This is a genomic window from Gorillibacterium timonense, assembly GCF_001457415.1.
Taxonomy (GTDB): domain Bacteria; phylum Bacillota; class Bacilli; order Paenibacillales; family NBRC-103111; genus Gorillibacterium; species Gorillibacterium timonense.
In genome coordinates this window covers 399857-417328 of sequence record NZ_LN881724.1, presented here as the reverse complement: position 1 = coordinate 417328, position 17472 = coordinate 399857, and the positions used below count along the sequence as shown (strand labels likewise).

Below are 17472 nucleotides of genomic sequence, written 5' to 3'. Positions count from 1 at the left end.
TATTCGTTTTAATTCCTTGTAATCTTATTAATTTAATAAGGATTCCATTTATCATAGTGTGCCTTCCATACCGTGTCAAGGCAATAGCAGTCGCTCATAAGCTCTTTTCACGAATAAATCGAGGACATCCAGGAAAAGAATCTATCGAATGTGTGCCTTATGCCCAAATCGGAAGCTGCAGTCCCGTTAAAAAAGCGCCTCCTTAAGAGGCGCTTGCGTGGATCAGGTCGTAAGAAACACCGATCTCAATGAAAGCAGGGATCGGGTTTTCCTCCCGCATTCCGCGCCACATTTATCGGGTTGTCTTCTTTTCAAGAGGCGTTACCGTAAAGCTCGTTGAATTAACGGCACATTCAAATGGGAACGTTGTCTTTGCCACCGTTTCATCGTTGGCGACAGCGAACACACTTTTCTGAGCAATCATGGCGTCAAGGAAGCCTGCGTAATTCTTTATATCATCAACGGTTGTGCTCAACATCTCCTGACGAATTCTTTTTAAGTCATCCATCCTGCAGCCAATAAGCGGCTCCTGCTCAAAACGGTAACTATCCGCATGATAGTACTGGTCAAACTCGTTAACTGTTGAAATAATTATGCTGTCAAGCTCCCTTTGCGTCATGGATAGATCGCGAAGATAGGTACCTGCTCCTGCGAAAACGTCCAGAGCCTCATCGATCTCGCTTATCCCCGCGACAGCAAAGGAAATTGTCCCGTTTGTCAAAGACGTACTAGCACCGTAAGCACCCAACTTTCCGCGCAAAACCGGAGTCAAGTATTTCGATGTAAGCAGCTTTCCGAGCACCTCCATTTTTCCGGAATATCGATAGCTGCTTTTGTAGATATTCCCCACTTGCATGACATGGCTAACATTTTGTTGATCGGACAGTACAACGGCCGAGTTGTAGCCCGATTGCAATGGATCTGAGTAATCCGCGCGTACTTTCCCGCTCATCTTGGCAACGAAAGGGTCAATAATGGATTTAAAAATGGTGTACCCAGCACTGTCTCCATAGTAGCTGACCATCAGGTCATTTCGGTTTATCGTATCCTCAAAAAGGGTATTCAGTTGGCTTGCATACGTCTTGAGCTCACCGGGTTTTTGCAGCATCTGTCTGATAAAGGTGAAGTAAAAGATTGAACCGGTTTCGGTAGTCCCGAGTGTGGCTGCGCGGAATTGATCGGCCTGATTTTGGGAAGCGGTCAACATATCATTCGAAATTAAGTATGGAGTTGAGGATAACGTCTTCCTATTGTTATCTTCCTGCGCCAAAAATGCTGCCAGTTCTTTTGCCGAAAACAAATCCTTTCGCTTCAAAAATCTGACGACTTGCCGAGTCGTCTCGGCAATATCCGTCTTGTCGCTTGAAATCGAAAGGGTAAAGCGCGGGTTTATCTGGTTTTCATCAAAAAAGTTCTCAGAAGGGGATAGTGACCAATAGACCTGATCAAGACCGAGAGAAGAAAGCTTGTCGTTTAGATATTTCGTCATCAGGGCTGCGTTTTTTAAATCTCCTCCCGAAGCTGGCAATTCAAAATACAGATTAGCGTTGATTGTCTCAGCAGAATGATCAAGCGTGGCATAATGGCTTACGCCGTTTACTACCTCAAGCTTTTCGGTTTGTCCTGACTTATGCCCCAATTTGTCTTGTTTGAACTCATCAAGAGAAAGCAGAGGAAGCTTTGCCAGCGTTTCCGGACTGTCCGGAGCTTCGGCCCAAGCGTTGAAAGCTTCGGTTTCATCCTTTAGTTTGGCAAGCTCGCTGGCCGACATCTTTCCTTCATTTGAATCGTCTGCTTTTGCGCCTTGCCCCGACACAACAATGCTTTTATAGGAATTGGTTAGAAAATACCGGTCGAGTATTTCATAAAAATACGACGGATGGTCTCGTAAATCCCGAAAGACTGCCGATTGATTCAGGAACAAGAACGGGTCATCCCCATAAATAAAACCATTTAATGCGAGATCAGAGGATTCAGTAACTGGGTCATTCTTTTTGTTGCTTTCAACTTGTTCAATTGCGGCGTTAAGCTCCTCAGCCCCCATGCCGTCCCGCTTTAAAGAGGACAATACGGAGCCAAAGCGGGAGATAGCCTCATCCTTTTGGCTGACCGGAACATCAGCAAGAATAAGACCCAGATTGAATATTCCGCCTGTGTTCCCGCCCACGCTATAAAGGGTAGGGTAGGTGGCGTCTAGTCTTTTTTGAACAACAGTCAACAAAATTTCACGCGCATAAGATGCCTTTGCTTCTGTCACAGGCGAACCAGAGTATAGAATCCCGATGTCAACCGTCGTTGTTTTATTGGTAACATTATAGCTTTGTATGGGGTTTTTCGGTTTTTGGGCTGAATAATTCCACGTAATAGCCGGAGCCTTATCGCTATAATCCTTCATATAGGAATTCAATAAAGACAATGTCCGGCTTAGATCCTGATCACCCGAAATGCTAATAAAGCTGTTGGCCGGTGTGTAATACTTGTTGTAGACGCGTATCACATCCGAATACGTCAGATCCGTAATGGCGTCGACGGTACCACCGCTAGTAAAAGCCGGGACCGTATTGCCATATAAATTTGTGTACATTTTACTAGCAACAAAGTTAATCGTGCTCTCCGTTCCTTGCAGGTCGTTTAAGCGCAGTTCATTGTATACGACCCCATTGTAACCCGCTTTTCCATTCGCATACTCTCTGCGTATCCCTTGCTGTTTAAAAATATTCTCATCGGTCAAGACGCTGGGGCTTAAGACTGCATGGATGTATACGTCCGCTAGATTATAAAAGTCTGTTTTATTCGATGTTTTGAAAACATAGGAAGTACTGTCGTCCGCCGTACGAGCATTTAACATCGTCGCAACAGATGTGCTGCGTAAATAAGGCGCCAGATTTTTTGAGGGGTATTTTTCACTGCCGCACATCAAGCTGTGTTCTAGTACGTGATTAGCCCCCTTGTTGTCTTCCGGCGGTGTCTTGAAGCCTATAGAAAACGTCATTTCCTCCTTGCCGTCGTCCAAGTAAAAAACGCTTGCGCCAGATTTTGTGTGTTTTAAGTAGAAGGCGGTTGTTTTTTGATCGGTAAGGTACTGCTTTGTAACCAACGTAAAACCTAATTTGTGCAAATCGAGTCCATCAATAGGACTTCGCTCCGCAAAGCTGCTCAATGGAAGACACGGAGTTACCAGTAGAATAACCAGAGGAATTGCGATTACTTTTGTTCTTGCCATTATCTCACCCTCTTATCAAATGATTTGCACATAAATAGAAAAACCCCTTATTCTATACGGGTTTATTCAACCACAGAATAAGGAGCGATTTAGGAATTCTTCTTTATGAATTTCTTAAGGTTTTCTTATTTCATCATTTGACATTGGAAGGATTACAGTAAACACGGTATGTTCCTGATTACTTTCCACGGTTAATGTACCGCCGTGAGCAGCAACAATTTCTTTCGCAATGGCCAAGCCTAATCCTGCGCCACCCGTGTGAGAGGAACGCGAAGAATCCAAGCGGTAGAACTTTTCAAAGATCGTATCAAGCTTTTCCAAGGGAATCGGATTGCCTTGGTTGGTGAAGGTTATTCCTATAGTTCTCTCCTGCTGCCTGGCACCAATGTCAATGACACTGTTTTCATAGCTATATGCTATCGCATTTTTCAGGATGTTATTGAATACACGAGCCAATTTATCTCCATCTCCATACAAGATAATGCCATCAGGCACATGAACAGAAGCCCGCTTATGCTGTAGGGTCAGTATTGGATAGAACTCATCTGCCATTTGCTGAAGCATGAAGGATAAAGCAATTTTTTCTTTATTCAAGACAATGGTCTGAAGATTAAATCTTGTGATTTCAAAAAATTCATGAATAAGCTGCTCCAGTCGATAAGCCTTTTCAAGCGTGATTCCAACATATTTGGCTTTCTGTTCTTGCGGCATATCCGGTGCTTCATCCAAAAGACTCAAATAGCCGATAATGGAGGTCAGTGGTGTTTTGATATCATGCGCCAAATAAACAACCAAATCGTTTTTTCGTTGTTCTGCTTCCTTGGCGTCCCGATCACGCTTCTCAAGCATACTCTTGATCTTATTCAGCTTGGCCGCCATATAACCCATTTCCGGTGACAATGTGATTTCACGGTCCGATACTTCTACAAGCTGATCCATTCCTGTACTGACTTGGTTGAAGTATTTTGTCATCTGCGAAAGTGCGTAATAAAAGACCAGCAATAACAAGAGAAACATCCCGCTGGCCATCAGCAAAGTCTTATTGTTGCGAAACAGCTGCTGATACATATTCAAACTTTCGTCATACGATATATGAAATAGGTTTTGACACAGATGGATGAAGCTTTCTGCAAAGAAAGGCTCAAAAAGACCGTCAATCAAAAAATGTTGAGTGAGAATACCAATCAAAAGTGCCGCGATCGCAATGAAAACAACCCGCAAGAAAATCTTTCTTTTTAATTTTCCAAAATCATCTTTCGATTTTATAGCCAACCCCCCAGACCGTTTTGATATAGTTGGGATGCTCTGCGCTATCGTGCATTTTTTCTCTTAGATGTCGGACATGGACCATCACCGTATTGTTGTTAGTGAAATACTTATCTCCCCAAACTTCACGGAACAAGTCCTCCGAGCTAACGACCTGTCCACGATTTGAACAGAGAACCCAAAGAATCGAAAATTCCGTAGGTGTGAGAGATAGCTTTTTCTCATTTAACGTGCATTCATGGGTATCCAAGTCTATCACTAAGCCAGAAACGGTAATCAAGTGGTCTTCCCGATTCGTTATTGCCGAATTGTATTTGGTAAACCTCCGAAGTTGCGCTTTAACACGGGCAATCAGCTCTAATGGACGGAAGGGTTTCGTGATGTAGTCATCTGCACCTAATGTTAGTCCGGTGATTTTATCCATTCCTTCCTCTTTGGCAGTTAACATGATAACTGGAAAATGATGCTCTTCCCGAATTCGTTGACAGATTGAAAAGCCGTCGATATCAGGCAACATGACATCCAAAATCGCAAGGTCAATTTTTTCGCTCATCATGCAAGCGAGAGCATCCTTACCCCTATAAAATTTTAGGACATTATAATTTTCACCTTTCAGATAAACTTCTACTAAGTCGGCAATCGCCTGTTCGTCATCCACTACTAAAATAGTGATAGCCAAAAGCATCCTCTTCCTTTTTAAGCCTATTTTCCCATCCTTATTGTAATACGTGAACGAATCAATTTCGTAGGTTTTCCCTTAGCAAAACCTTAAGATTTCATTAAGGTTCTGCACATCGCTTCACAAGTGAGGGTCATAACGAAAAAATAAGCTCAAGCACCAGTTAGGGAAACCCGGCGCTTGAGCTTTTTCTATTGGATTCTTACTAATTGAACAGCCGCATGACGAACCAGTACGACCGGATCAGACCGATGACCGCCGACAGTCCGTAGCTTTCTGAGAATTAGGCTTTTGTATGGGTGGATAGTGATGGTTTCGGCGTCCCATTGTTATCCCACTGCACACCCCACATGAACCCTGCTATGAGGTAGCCCCCCATTCAAGACAGCTCTGTACGATCGCGAAACTCTTGAGGGGTCATATTCGAAAAAGCTTTAAACCGCTTAATAAAATGCGGGACGGCCTGATACCCGACAATTTGACTGATCTCGTATATTTTTTTGTCGCCGTTGCGCAGCAAATACGAAGCCAGTTCCATCCGATACCGATGGATGTACTCGCTCAGATTGTTTCCCGTTTCGGCCCGGTACACCCTCGACAAATAGGCGGGATGAAGGCCGATGTGAGCCGCGATCGACTGCAGCGAGAGCCCGTCGTTCATGTTCTCCTCGATGAATTTTTGAACCTTGTCGACTAAGCCGCTTTGCTTCTCGGAAGAATCCTCCATTTGCTCTCGAAGGCTGCGGAGCATATCGAATGCCCACTTCTCCAATTGCTTCAGACTGGGAGCGGCGGGCATGAGACCGAAGGAGGATGCACCAAACTCGCTAAGCAGCTTTCCTTTCTTGTGCGCCACATACTGATAGGCACTGGCAATGGCGAAATACGCTTCATTGGCATGCTCGGGAGGATAATTTACACTCTTTAGTTCTGAGAAGATTTGGATAAGCTTCTCTTCCGCCTGAGTCCAGTTGCCCGTATCGAGCAAATGAATCAAGAGAGGCGGTCGATACAGCGACGTTAAGGTTCCAATCGAAACCTGACCGAGATTGCCTGCTATCCGCACAAACACCCCTTGCTGCGTCTCTTCGATCCCCCTCATTCCATCAATAACCGATCGATACAAGCCAGGAACGCCCTCCGGAAAATACGCCCAGTTTTCCGCGAGTACAATGGAAATCTTGCCGTTCAAGAGAGACTCCGCCTTTTTCTTAAGCGCTGCCGCCCGGACGTCCATCGCATTTCGAACGGTCAGCTCGCGACCGTCGGTCTGCTCTTTGGCTGCTACGAGAAAAACCAGATATTCATTATGATCGCGGCCGTACCACAAGTGAAAGGCATCCCGAAACAGCTCCTCCGCCATATTCGTAACCGCGTATTCAATAAGCTCTTTATCCTTTTTTTCGTATTCTTGAAGCTTTCCTTCCAGCCTTACGATGAATAAACCCGCCTTCTGCTGCGGGGAGAAAGGCAGGTTGAGCAGGTAAAGCTTCCGTTCAAGCTCCGCGTTTGAGATCCCTTTCCCGTACAGCAGACGATTCAGCAGCCCGCCTTGCAGTGCGGGCAAATTTTCCCGAAAAGCGTATACATCCCGCTGCTGCTCTTGCTGCTGCTTTTTTTCAAATGCGATTTCTTCCACTAATTTGCCTAATGTCTCTCGCATCTGATCCGGATTAACGGGCTTCATCAAATAGCCGGACGTATTATAAGGGACTACGCTTTGGGCATATTCGAAATCCGCGTATCCCGAAATCACGACAATTTTGACCCCGCGCCCCATTTCTCGGATGGCCCGAATCAATTCGATTCCGCTCATCTCGGGCATCCGGATATCCGTAATGACGATGTGAATCGTATGTTCCTGATAGAGCTTTAATGCCTCTTTACCGGAGTAGGCTTTGTGGATGCGGCCAATTCCAAGTTCGTCCTTCGGAATCGTAGCGGCGAAGCTGTCAACCTGAGACGGGATATCGTCTACGATCAGAACCTCCAACATCGTCAATCGCCTCCATCCTTAATCGTCAACCCCACGCGAAGTCCGCCAAGAGAAGAATGTTCAATCAGAAGCTCTGAGGAGGGTCCAAAGTAATGCTTGAGACGCTCATGAACGTTACGCATTCCAAGACTTCGGTCCACGCTCGCCTGCATGAGCAAGGAATGTCTCAACGCTTCCAAATCCTCCTCTTGCATTCCGACGCCATTGTCTTCAACGAAGAGCTCCCAGCCGTTCTCCGTCCGGTTGCCGGTGATAACGATTTCGAATCTGCCGATCTTGCTCTCCATCCCATGAACGATGGCATTCTCGACAAGGGGTTGAATCAACAGCCTCGGCATAACGATCGACATCATGTCTTCCTCGATCTGTTCGTGAACATACAGGCGTTCGGACTGCATCCGATGGATCTCCAAGTAATTGCGAATCAAATCCATCTCTTCGGAGAGGGAGGTTAATTGCTGCTCCGTCCGGGTCGTGTACCGATAGTAACGACTCAGATGCTGCGTAAAAGCGACGATCAATTTCGTCCGCTCCAGCTGTGCCATGCTTTGAATAAAGGCAAAGTTATTATACAGAAAATGCGGATTGATCTGCGCTTGCAGGTGCTTGAGTGAAGACTCTTTGGCGTGCAGCTGCTCGGCGTACACTTTATTGATCAAGGTCTGAATATCCTCGGACATCAGGTTAAATTGCTCGATCAAATAATGGAACTCGTTGTTCGATCCGCGCTTGATTCGATGATCGTACACGCCCCGCCGGAGCAATCTCACCGCTCGGATCAGATCGTTGATCGGGATCTGCACGTTGCGGTACAGCAGGCCCGCGGAGGCGATTCCCATCACCAATAATAGCAAGCTGGCCGCATAAAACATCCGCTTGCTCTGCTCGATTGGGGCGAGCACCTTTTTCATCGGTTGGACATCGATCAAATACCAGCCGAGAGAGTTGGATATGACGTAATTGACCAGATACGGTTCATTCAGGAGGGAGATCTTAACCGCTCCTTCGGATGGGTTATGCGCTTTGATGCTGTCAAATTGATCCGCCATATCTTGAATCAACTCCGAATCAAGTCCTCTCGGCAAGATCGGTTCATATCCCGAATGGTAGAAGAACGGCTGTCCAACGCTGCCTTGCATGAGTCGTTCGAGCATCTTCACAAGATTGCCCGATGGAAACGAGACTTCCACAAATAAATTCGGATCCACTCGTTTGGGATACGTTTCGAAAGGCATAATCAAATCTCGTACGAATGTCTCTTCCGATCCCCGGTCCGTTGAAATGACACGATAATCCCATTGTTGCTGACTCACATTCGTAAAATAGTCGGCATCGTAAACCTGCTTCAAATTTGTTGAGACCGCAACATCCGAATGCGGAGAATAGACGGTGAAATCGTTCACCCATTCGAAGGAGTTCGACTGCATGCTTAGCTTCTGCAGCAGAAGTCTCTTTGAAGATAGCAGGGTATAATCGGGCTCGGAGGGAGGTCGGAGCTGGAGCTGCAGGGCATCCGGGTCGGTTGCAATGACGAAGGCGGCTCTCCATAACCGATCCGCCTCAACGTCGATCTGCTCCACAAAAAACCGGATCCGATTCAAGTTGATCTGTAGCAGCTCCTGCTCAACCACATCCGTACTGGTCTTATTCGAATAATTATAGATCACAATTATCGGGATGAGCATCAGGACGATCACGATCATGACTTTGGTGAAAATGTTCATTTTGCCAGCCGTTCCGCCTCTGAATTTCAACATTCATGCTCACCCGATTCAATCCGATTTTGGGATGCAGCCGATCCCCTCCTTAAGATTTCACCGAGCCAAGGACAATTCCTTTCACGAAATACTTTTGCAGGAAGGGGTAGACAAGCAGAATCGGCAGCGCCCCGATAAAAATCTGAGCGGCTTTCACGGTGCGATTCGAAAAATTCGTTATACTTTCCACCGTTACACCCACACGCGATAAATTGTCGCTCACGATCATGGAGTGCAAATAGGTTGCAAGAGGATACTTATCCGGATTAGACATATAGATCATCCCGTCAAACCATGAATTCCAATGGGACACCATCGTGAACAGCGACAGCGTCGCAATGGACGGCATGGATACGGGCAGATAGACGCTCCATAGCACTCTCAGATGACCGGCCCCGTCGATAAAAGCGGCCTCCTCCAAATCCTGCGGAACCGTTCGGAAGAAATTGAGCATCAGAATCATATTCCATACGCTGACGGCCGAAGGCAGAATCAACGACCAAAGGGAATCGATCAAGTGCAGCTTGCTAATCAGGATATAAGAGGGAATCAATCCGCCCGAGAACAGCATCGTAAAGACGAAGACCCAAATATAGATTTGCCGACCCGGGAATCGGTGACTGGTCTTCGATAAACTATAGGAAGCCATCGTTATGACGCCCATCGAGACAATGGTTCCTAACACGGTCCGCTCTAAGCCGATCCCGAGTGACTTAATGAACGCCGCATTGCTGATCGTCTTCGCATAAGCATCGGTGGTAAAGCCGACCGGCCAGAAATTGACGATGTTCGCCGTTGCCGCAGCCCGGGAGCTGAACGACAGCGCAAGCACGTGAAAAAGAGGAAGAACGCAAATGAGCGACAGCAAACTAAGAAAAATCGTGTTCCCAATCGTAAAAATGGTGTACCCCTTAGTGCGATAGCGCATGGTCGTCCCTCCTTAAAAAATCCGGTAATTCGCTAGTTTGTAAGCCATTCGGTAGCTGATCACGATCAAGATGAAGCCGATGGCCGACTTGAACAGTCCGACCGCCGTTCCGAAGCTGAACTGACCGTTGTTCAAGCCTACCCGATAGACGAATGTATCAATGATATCTCCGTGGGAATACACGAGAGGATTATACAAATTCAAGATCTGATCGAATCCCGCATCCAAGACCCGACCGAGCGACAACGTGGCAACGACGATGACGATCGGCATCATAAGCGGAACCGAGATCGAAATGACCTGCTGCCAGCGGGAAGCTCCGTCGATTTCGGCCGCTTCGTACAGGGCTGGATTGATTCCCACCAGCGTAGCCAGAAAAATTATCGCGGAGAAACCGAATTCCTTCCATACATCGGTCAGAACGACGGTAAACCGGAACCATTGTCCGTCACCTAGGAAAAAGATGCTCGGGATGCCGAACGAATTTAATAGCCGATTAACGATGCCGCCCTCCGTCGACAGAATATCGATCAGAATACCGCCCAGAACAACCCATGACAAGAAGTGAGGCATATAAACAAGCGTCTGCACCGCTCTCTTAAAAACCGTCTTCCCAACTTCATTGAGCAAGAGAGCGAATATGATCGGGACAATCAAGTTTACAGTCAATTTGAAGCCAGCAATGATCAGCGTGTTCCATATGACCTGCTTGGAATCCGGATACGTGAACAGATACTTGAAATGGTCTAAACCAACCCAAGGCGAGCCTTTGATCCCGAGCCATGGCTCATAGTCTTGGAAAGCGATGACGACCCCAAACATGGGGATATATTGAAACAGGATGATCAAAGCTAGTGCCGGCAGCAACAACACATGAAACGGCCAAGTCTTCTTCCAATATGATGCCATTACTCCACTCTTCCTTTCCTCGGAAAAATGGAGGAGGAGCAAGCCAAGGCTGCCCTCTCCTCCGTTTGCAATTCCTTCTCTATCAAATCCAATCAGCGATTCTTACTGATTCTTCGCATACCATTCGTTGACTTCATCGGTAATTTTCTGTCCGCCGTTATCGAGCCACTGTTTGACGAATTCGTCGAAGTACTCAATCGGTTTCTCGCCATAGATGATTTTGAGATAGCTTTCGGTAGCGAGCTTCTTCAGCAATTCGCCCTTCGATTTCATCGTCGGCGTCATCGGACCGGTGTAATAGTTTTTGCCTTCGTTGACGGTCTGATTAATCCGAATGCCCGCGGCATCCAGTTGCCGCTTCTTCAATTGCTTGGTATCCATTTCAATGGACGTTGCGGGCTCAGCGTTCGGATCGGCCAAGAATTTCTTAACCGCTTCCGTGTTGGAGTGCGGAATGCTCGTAAAGTTGCCGAGAATATTCGTCATCATGTATCGAATATCAATCGTGGCGCCGTCCTTCAATGGCCATTGGTCAGCCGGGACGCCTGCCGCTTCGTAGTTGCTCTTGATGATCTTCCCGTTGTATTTCACGTAATCGTAGCCCTCGAGATAACCGTCCTTCCAACGCGGATCGAAGTACGGATCGCCGGCCTGCTCCAACTTCTTGGCGAATACCTTGTTAAAGTACGCGAACCAGGCTTCGATATCTTTGAAATCTTTGTTGAATACCGTGAAGCCCTGAACGATCGGCTTCTCCGCGCGTCCCACCAATCCGGTCGGACCGGTCGGAAGTGCATACGGCTCGAAATCGGCGGCCGGATTATTCTTGGTGGCGTCTCCAAGCGGCCAATCTCCCATCCAGAACGGCCCAAACATGATGCCGGCTTTGCCACTGGCTGTCAATTCGGCGGCCTTCGAAGGATCCTTAATTCCAGCTTCTTTATCGATGTAGCCTTTGCTCATCCAATCCCGCATCTTCTCCAAATACAGCTTGGCGTCCGGGTGGATCGCTCCATAGCTTAACTTGCCGTCTGCTCCCTTGTTCCAGAACAAGCTCACGTCGTACGTATTGATCATTTGATCGGTGAGGGCGGAGAAGATCGCGTCCGTCTGTCCCATCCACGTCCACGGGCCTTCCTTCAGCGGCACCGCTAACCCGATCGTATCCTTCTGTCCGTTCTTATCGGGGTCGTTTTCCGTGAATTGCTTGAGAACGTTTTCAAATTCATCCAAGGTTTTCGGCGCTTGAAGGCCCAGATTGTCGAGCCAGTCTTTGCGAATCCACATCACGGTGCCTTCATCACCCATGAAGAAAGCAGGCACCCCGTAAATCTTTCCATCCTTCTTGACTTCGCCTAACGCATAGCCGAACTTCTCCAACAGCTTCTTGTATTCCGGATGCGCATACTTCTCGATAGCATCGTCCAGAGGCATCAGTTTATTGGCCGCGAGCAAGCTTTGCAGCGGATCTCCGGCAGCTGCGAACGCATCGGGCAGCTTAGCCCCGCTGGACAGCAGAAGACGCAGCTTCGTGTTGTAATCCTCCGGCTTCGTTACAATGAAATCGAATTTCACATTGATTCCGAGATTTTCTTTCATCCAGGTGAGGTTCGCGTTGTCCTGCATCGACTCTCCGGGCTTAAACGCATTCCCCCGCGAAGTGCCATCATCGATAATGGCCGTCGTGATCGTAACGGGAGGATCAAACTTCTGATTCCATAATTCTGTCTTCTCTACCGGTTTGTCGGTTTGCGTTGCTACGGTTGAACTGCTGGGTGAAGCGGTCGGACTCGCAGAGCTCTTACTGTTGTCCTTTGTGCAAGCAGATAATGTCGGCAACATTCCAATTACAACAGCAAGTGTCAATAAGCTTGCAGCCTTCGCATATCTCCTCATAAAATACCCCTTTCCATGACATTGACGGAACACTTCAAATTATATGGACTCGGGGAGAGTGAGTATATATTCTATTTTTAACTTGATATCGTAAAACGAACATTTATTGGGATTGTTGAAGAACAGTTCTCGGAGATCGTGGATGAAAACAAGCTATCTGAGATGTTCTACTGTCAAACTGTATAAAAATGTCCCGTCTGCGGTTATTGGGAGAGTGAAGGTGATTTCACATTTTGATGAAGAGTTAAATTTATCTTTCTGTAATCAAAACTCCGCTTGCAGGTGGGGTTGTTTCGCTTCATTCTTTTTGGTCAAACGTTTTCCTAGCTTTATCGCAGGTAATTCAACAAGATAATACATAAGCGTAGCAACCACAAATGTCACTACGAATGAGATCGTTAAGCTTATCTCAATCGGAACCACGTGATTTAAAGCATAGGTTAGAGTAAGAATGACAATCATGTGATACAGATAAATACTGTAGGATATTTTCCCTACAAAATGAATCGGTTTAAAAAGTAAAATTCTGCTCATCACTCTAGAATTGAGCCCAAAGACAATAAAGACTACACAACCCAGTGCAATCATCCAATCGTTCATTATAAAAATGTGCAGCATATTATTATTCGGTAAGATGAGCCAAACATACAGGTAAGATACGAAACCAAATACGAATAGGATGGAACGAAGCAATAGATTGAGTTTGTTGTAGATTATACGGATGTGGTCTTTGTATCTAGCTAGCAACGCCCCGAGAAGGAAGAAGGCCATATAGTGGGGGGTTAGGCTGTAAGAAGAGTACCCTCCCCGGAAAATCGTTAGGTCATACGAAAAAACCTTAAGGCAAACATAATAGGATAGGAAATATAGAAGAGGTATGGAGAGAACGAGTGCAAGGTTTTTCTTCCACCCTGTCTTCAATACCAGAAGCATGAGGAATGGAAAGAGGATCGAAATCCTTAATTCATGTATTAATGACCAGATAACAGGGTTTAACCTCATCGTATTGAATTCGCCAAGTACAAAGAAGTGATTAACAATGGATTGCATAAATAAGGGTTCTGTCCATATATCATTAAACCAACGGCTAAGTCCGGGAATACCTGCAGGTGATATGATTTTCATTAAGGATAGCGCAAGGATTACTGACACAACGCTAGGGATGAGGATTCGACAAATACGCCTTATTAAATAGTCTTTGTAGCCTAACTGACTCTTTTTGAAAAATGGCAGCGATAATACAAAGCCGCTGAGAACAAAAAATAAGATTACCGATTCATGCCCTAGCCAAAAAATGTGTAGCGGTGTGTAATTGATTTTCTCAAAAATGTTGGATGCCGGAAGAATGATCGAAATATGCGCCAAGATAACTGAAATTGCAGCAATGCCACGCAACGAATCTAATTCCTCTAATCGAGTTTTCAAAGATCTCACCTCTGTTCTTTATAGAGAACGACACTCTATAAAGAATACTCGATAGCGAAGAATCGATCAAGTAGCGAGAATGGACTTCCCTTCATCCTGATAAAGAACGCCGGTGTGGATGACGGAATTCCCCGTTTGATCTCCTTCCTCCGAGTGGATTTCTTTATCTTAAACCTTCTCTTGGGCACCTTATTGTCTGCAAATAGATATCCGCACAAAGAAACCCCGCTTCTTCGCAAAGCGAGGCTGTTATTTGGGATAAATAATTGGTAGCCGTTCGTTAAACATGGTTTATGAGCTCGGTAATGCTTTCAAGCGTTGGAGGATTCAACGCAAGCGGAAAGCGGCTGCACACCGTCGCTGCCGTCGCTGCCGCGAATTTCACGATATCTTCATCCGACATTTTCTTGAAAACACCGTAAATGGCACCGGCCTTGAAGCTGTCTCCTGCTCCCAGCGTGCTTTCCACCTCTACCTTGTAGGGCGTGATGCGGCGAATGGGTTCGTTTTTTCTACCATACATGATTTCTCTTGATCCGAAGGTGAAGATAACAAGCCCCTCTGTGCTGTCCGTATAAGTTTTGAACACATCATCCGCGTTCTGATCGGGGTATGTACTTCTCAGAAACTCGCTAGACACGACATTTACCTCGCAGTACCGATGCATAACGGTTTCGGGGCGGCAATCGATGGTAACATATTTTTTGTTAAGCTCATGACAGATTCGTGCGGTAAGTTCGGATTGCTCCATAAAAAAGGGGTCAAGCCCCACGACTTCCGCATTCGCGATATCTTCTCTAACCGGTGTACTCCACCTTCTCACGGGGGCGGAAAAATAGGCATTAAAGGTACCAAAGCAGTTTCTTGTATGCCCGCCGATGATCACCATATCCTCTACGCCATCGAACGTCAGATCCTCAAAAACCCGCGTCATATCCACCTCGAATCGTCCAACGAGATGCTTTTGCAGCAACTCCATCGTTTTCCTCCCCTGGTAGTTACCGTCCACCTTGACCGAACACCCCAGTGATGCCAATACGATCGAACAACTCCCGGTTTCACCTCCGGGCAAAACGTGACTCTCCCTGATCTCGCAGTAATCATCCGCTTCCGGAAAATCACCTTTTAGCAAGTACATGGTCGTGACCAGCGTCATTCCATACAGATACACTTCATACTTCTGCATCCTTATCCACCTCAATCGGATTTTTTAGTTTTCGGCGAATGCCGCTACAACATGGATCTCTTTTCAATTTATCCCAAGAGAGCAACTTGCACAAGATTTGAGTTCGGGCTCCAAACCTAATCCTAAAAGCCTGCTTCAAAAGCAATATTCGTGGAGCAAAACATGTTGCTGATATCAAATGTACCGGGTCTGATCCTCAGATAACCGACTGCCTTCGATCCGGTTGGAATTAAAGGCAAGCTTAATATGGTCTGATGGTACAGCCCTTCTTTATGCCCCATCTTCATTTCTTCCTGTAAATGCTCTACTAATGCTTTATGTGTCATCGGCGTTTCTCCCAAGTATAGTCAAAATGATTCCAAGCATCTTACCAGTCAGGATAGTCGTACTTCTTGTTATCATTAATAGTATTCTCTATTGTAAATTATGCAGCAGTTTCTGTCGGTGGGAAAAAGCTGGTGTTTTTGACCGCATGTTGGACGTACTATCTAAGTTGAATCAAAGCTCTTAGCAATCATTGGTAGGGGAAAACGAACCGTTTGTCGAATAAGAAACAGATCAATAGAAACGAACAAGTATTTAGAAATTAAGCATGAGCCATTATATGATGTGACGATGACACCGTTCTGAGTCGAGTCCATTTTTGATATCGATAGTTTTTAACTATCAGTAACTGAATTCAATCAATCCGTCATGGCTGAAAGTGGATTTGCAGATCCGTATTGGGAGTTCCTTTACAAGTTTTCTACGCACAGGAAGTATGACTAATCTAATGTAGACAATCCAATGGTGAACAGGAAAATCAGCTTCACGAAAGGAGGAAAGTGAGAATTGCCTATAGTATACTCCGAGAAATTTTTCATAAAAAATTTATTCCGGAGGCAGATGATTATGCAATCAAAACCCATGAATTCGATCGAATGATTTATTTTCTAGAGAAGACACTCCACGATCATGGAAAAGAAGGCGATTCATCTGTTACCTGCACAGGAAGAAGCGATTATTCAAGCTTTCTTTGACTACCATCGAACCCCTATATGGATCTTTCATCACACGCTAGAGTTGCAGCATTCCTTTTTTTATGACATTCCTGAGCACTTGAAAGGGTCGTTGGCAGCCCATATCCAGAGTTTGATATCCATGAGCCCCGATCCCTCCTTCGATATCCTGTGTTATGAAAAAGAGCTGTACTACCTCTTCACCTTTGAGCGAATGAATGAACCTTACTATCTGGTTGGCGGCCCTATGCTTTTATCTAGTATTTATCAGGCTGCTGAAATGAAAACACTGTCCTTTTCTTCCGCTATGAAGGGCAAAGACTTGAACCTGCTCGTTGACAATCTACCGGTCGTCTCTCTGAACTCCTTTAGCTCCTGCTTGCGAATCATGCTACTGCTCATGAAGAACTCCACCCTTAGCTATGAAGAAATCTGCAGCTACAAGCTATCAAACCTGACCGATTCATTCCGCAATGCCCTGATCATTGACCTTTTTGATCACCAGGAAGAGTACAGGGCCCACACTCCCTACAGTCATGAAATCGCTTTGTTGACTTGCATCAAAGAGGGCGACCTGACGATGCTGGAATCCCTCTACCGAACCCTTCCTGACATCAAGTACGGCAACATGTCCAACCATTCGAATCCTGTACGTCAACTGTTCTATGGGTGCATCTCGAATACAACGCTGGCAACGAGATATGCCATAGAAGGCGGTTTGGATGAAGAGACCGCTTTTACGTTAAGCGACCTGTATATAAAAAGAATGGAAGCTTGCCGTACGCTCTATGAATTACATGCCGTCAATGAAAAAATGGCAATGGACTTTACCCGACATGTCTCCGAGGCAAAGGCTTTAATCCATCCGAAATATTCCGCAGCCATAAGGAAATGTATCGAGTCCATCACCGGGAACCGTCAAGAAAAAGTCAGCCTGGTTGCTCTTGCCAAGGAAGTGAACCTGACGCCTCATTACCTTTCTTTCCTCTTTCAAAAAGAAACCGGGCAGACGATCCGCTCCTTTGTGGAGGAAACGAGAGTCAACAAGGCAAAGGAGCTGCTAATCTACTCCCAAATGTCCTACAGCGATATCAGCCAATCTTTGTTCTTCTCCTCGCAAAGCTACTTTATCTCCGTCTTCAAGAGGCGGGTGGGGCTAACCCCAAAAAAATTCCGGGACCTTCATTCCAAATCAAACCGATAGGGCTC

At 46.0% G+C, this 17472-nt stretch carries 12 protein-coding genes; 1 reads left to right on the top strand and 11 read right to left on the bottom strand.

All coding sequences use genetic code 11. The features are described from left to right. Positions 1-292: 292 nt before the first annotated feature. The 11 genes from BN2684_RS14570 to BN2684_RS24745 form a co-directional block, all read right to left on the bottom strand. Positions 293-3223 carry an insulinase family protein gene (locus tag BN2684_RS14570; protein WP_058302900.1) on the bottom strand — a complete coding sequence of 977 codons (2931 nt, stop codon included), beginning with the start codon at positions 3221-3223 and terminating at the stop codon, positions 293-295. 114 nt (positions 3224-3337) lie between these two features. After that, positions 3338-4495, bottom strand: coding sequence for a vancomycin resistance histidine kinase VanS (gene vanS, locus BN2684_RS14565; protein WP_187385776.1), 1158 nt, complete (start codon positions 4493-4495; stop codon positions 3338-3340). Further along, entirely contained in the window at positions 4473-5168 is a 696-nt protein-coding gene (vanR, locus tag BN2684_RS14560; protein ID WP_058302899.1) for a VanR-ABDEGLN family response regulator transcription factor, read from the bottom strand. The genes vanS and vanR overlap by 23 nt, the downstream gene beginning before the upstream one ends. Positions 5169-5547: 379 nt before the next feature. Next, entirely contained in the window at positions 5548-7164 is a 1617-nt protein-coding gene (locus tag BN2684_RS14555) for a response regulator transcription factor (protein ID WP_058302898.1), read from the bottom strand. Between the two features lie 2 nt (positions 7165-7166). Continuing rightward, entirely contained in the window at positions 7167-8921 is a 1755-nt protein-coding gene (locus BN2684_RS14550; RefSeq protein WP_058302897.1) for a sensor histidine kinase, read from the bottom strand. Positions 8922-8970: 49 nt separating this feature from the next. Further along, positions 8971-9849, bottom strand: a complete 879-nt coding sequence (locus BN2684_RS14545) for a carbohydrate ABC transporter permease (protein ID WP_058302896.1) — start codon at positions 9847-9849, stop codon at positions 8971-8973. 12 nt (positions 9850-9861) lie between these two features. Beyond that, positions 9862-10758, bottom strand: coding sequence for an ABC transporter permease (locus tag BN2684_RS14540; RefSeq protein ID WP_058302895.1), 897 nt, complete (start codon positions 10756-10758; stop codon positions 9862-9864). 102 nt (positions 10759-10860) lie between these two features. Continuing rightward, entirely contained in the window at positions 10861-12654 is a 1794-nt protein-coding gene (locus BN2684_RS14535) for an extracellular solute-binding protein (RefSeq protein ID WP_082651982.1), read from the bottom strand. A gap of 264 nt (positions 12655-12918) precedes the next feature. After that, positions 12919-14079, bottom strand: a complete 1161-nt coding sequence (locus BN2684_RS14530; RefSeq protein WP_058302893.1) for an acyltransferase family protein — start codon at positions 14077-14079, stop codon at positions 12919-12921. Between the two features lie 280 nt (positions 14080-14359). Continuing rightward, positions 14360-15265 (bottom strand): carbohydrate kinase family protein, encoded by a 906-nt coding sequence (locus BN2684_RS14525; RefSeq protein ID WP_058302892.1) that lies wholly within the window; start codon positions 15263-15265, stop codon positions 14360-14362. 122 nt (positions 15266-15387) lie between these two features. Continuing rightward, positions 15388-15591 carry a hypothetical protein gene (locus BN2684_RS24745; RefSeq protein WP_058302891.1) on the bottom strand — a complete coding sequence of 68 codons (204 nt, stop codon included), beginning with the start codon at positions 15589-15591 and terminating at the stop codon, positions 15388-15390. Between the two features lie 628 nt (positions 15592-16219). Here BN2684_RS24745 and BN2684_RS14515 point away from each other — a divergent pair. Further along, entirely contained in the window at positions 16220-17467 is a 1248-nt protein-coding gene (locus tag BN2684_RS14515) for a helix-turn-helix transcriptional regulator (protein WP_058302890.1), read from the top strand. The last annotated feature ends 5 nt before the right edge of the window (positions 17468-17472 follow it).

Coding starts and splice junctions, on each gene's coding strand:
- BN2684_RS14570 (WP_058302900.1), bottom strand. CDS start 3,223: ATGGCAAGAACAAAAGTAATCGCAATTCCTCTGGTTATTCTACTGGTA.
- BN2684_RS14555 (WP_058302898.1), bottom strand. CDS start 7,164: ATGTTGGAGGTTCTGATCGTAGACGATATCCCGTCTCAGGTTGACAGC.
- BN2684_RS14550 (WP_058302897.1), bottom strand. CDS start 8,921: ATGTTGAAATTCAGAGGCGGAACGGCTGGCAAAATGAACATTTTCACC.
- BN2684_RS14545 (WP_058302896.1), bottom strand. CDS start 9,849: ATGCGCTATCGCACTAAGGGGTACACCATTTTTACGATTGGGAACACG.
- BN2684_RS14540 (WP_058302895.1), bottom strand. CDS start 10,758: ATGGCATCATATTGGAAGAAGACTTGGCCGTTTCATGTGTTGTTGCTG.
- BN2684_RS14535 (WP_082651982.1), bottom strand. CDS start 12,654: ATGAGGAGATATGCGAAGGCTGCAAGCTTATTGACACTTGCTGTTGTA.
- BN2684_RS14525 (WP_058302892.1), bottom strand. CDS start 15,265: ATGCAGAAGTATGAAGTGTATCTGTATGGAATGACGCTGGTCACGACC.
- BN2684_RS24745 (WP_058302891.1), bottom strand. CDS start 15,591: ATGACACATAAAGCATTAGTAGAGCATTTACAGGAAGAAATGAAGATG.
- BN2684_RS14515 (WP_058302890.1), top strand. CDS start 16,220: ATGGAAAAGAAGGCGATTCATCTGTTACCTGCACAGGAAGAAGCGATT.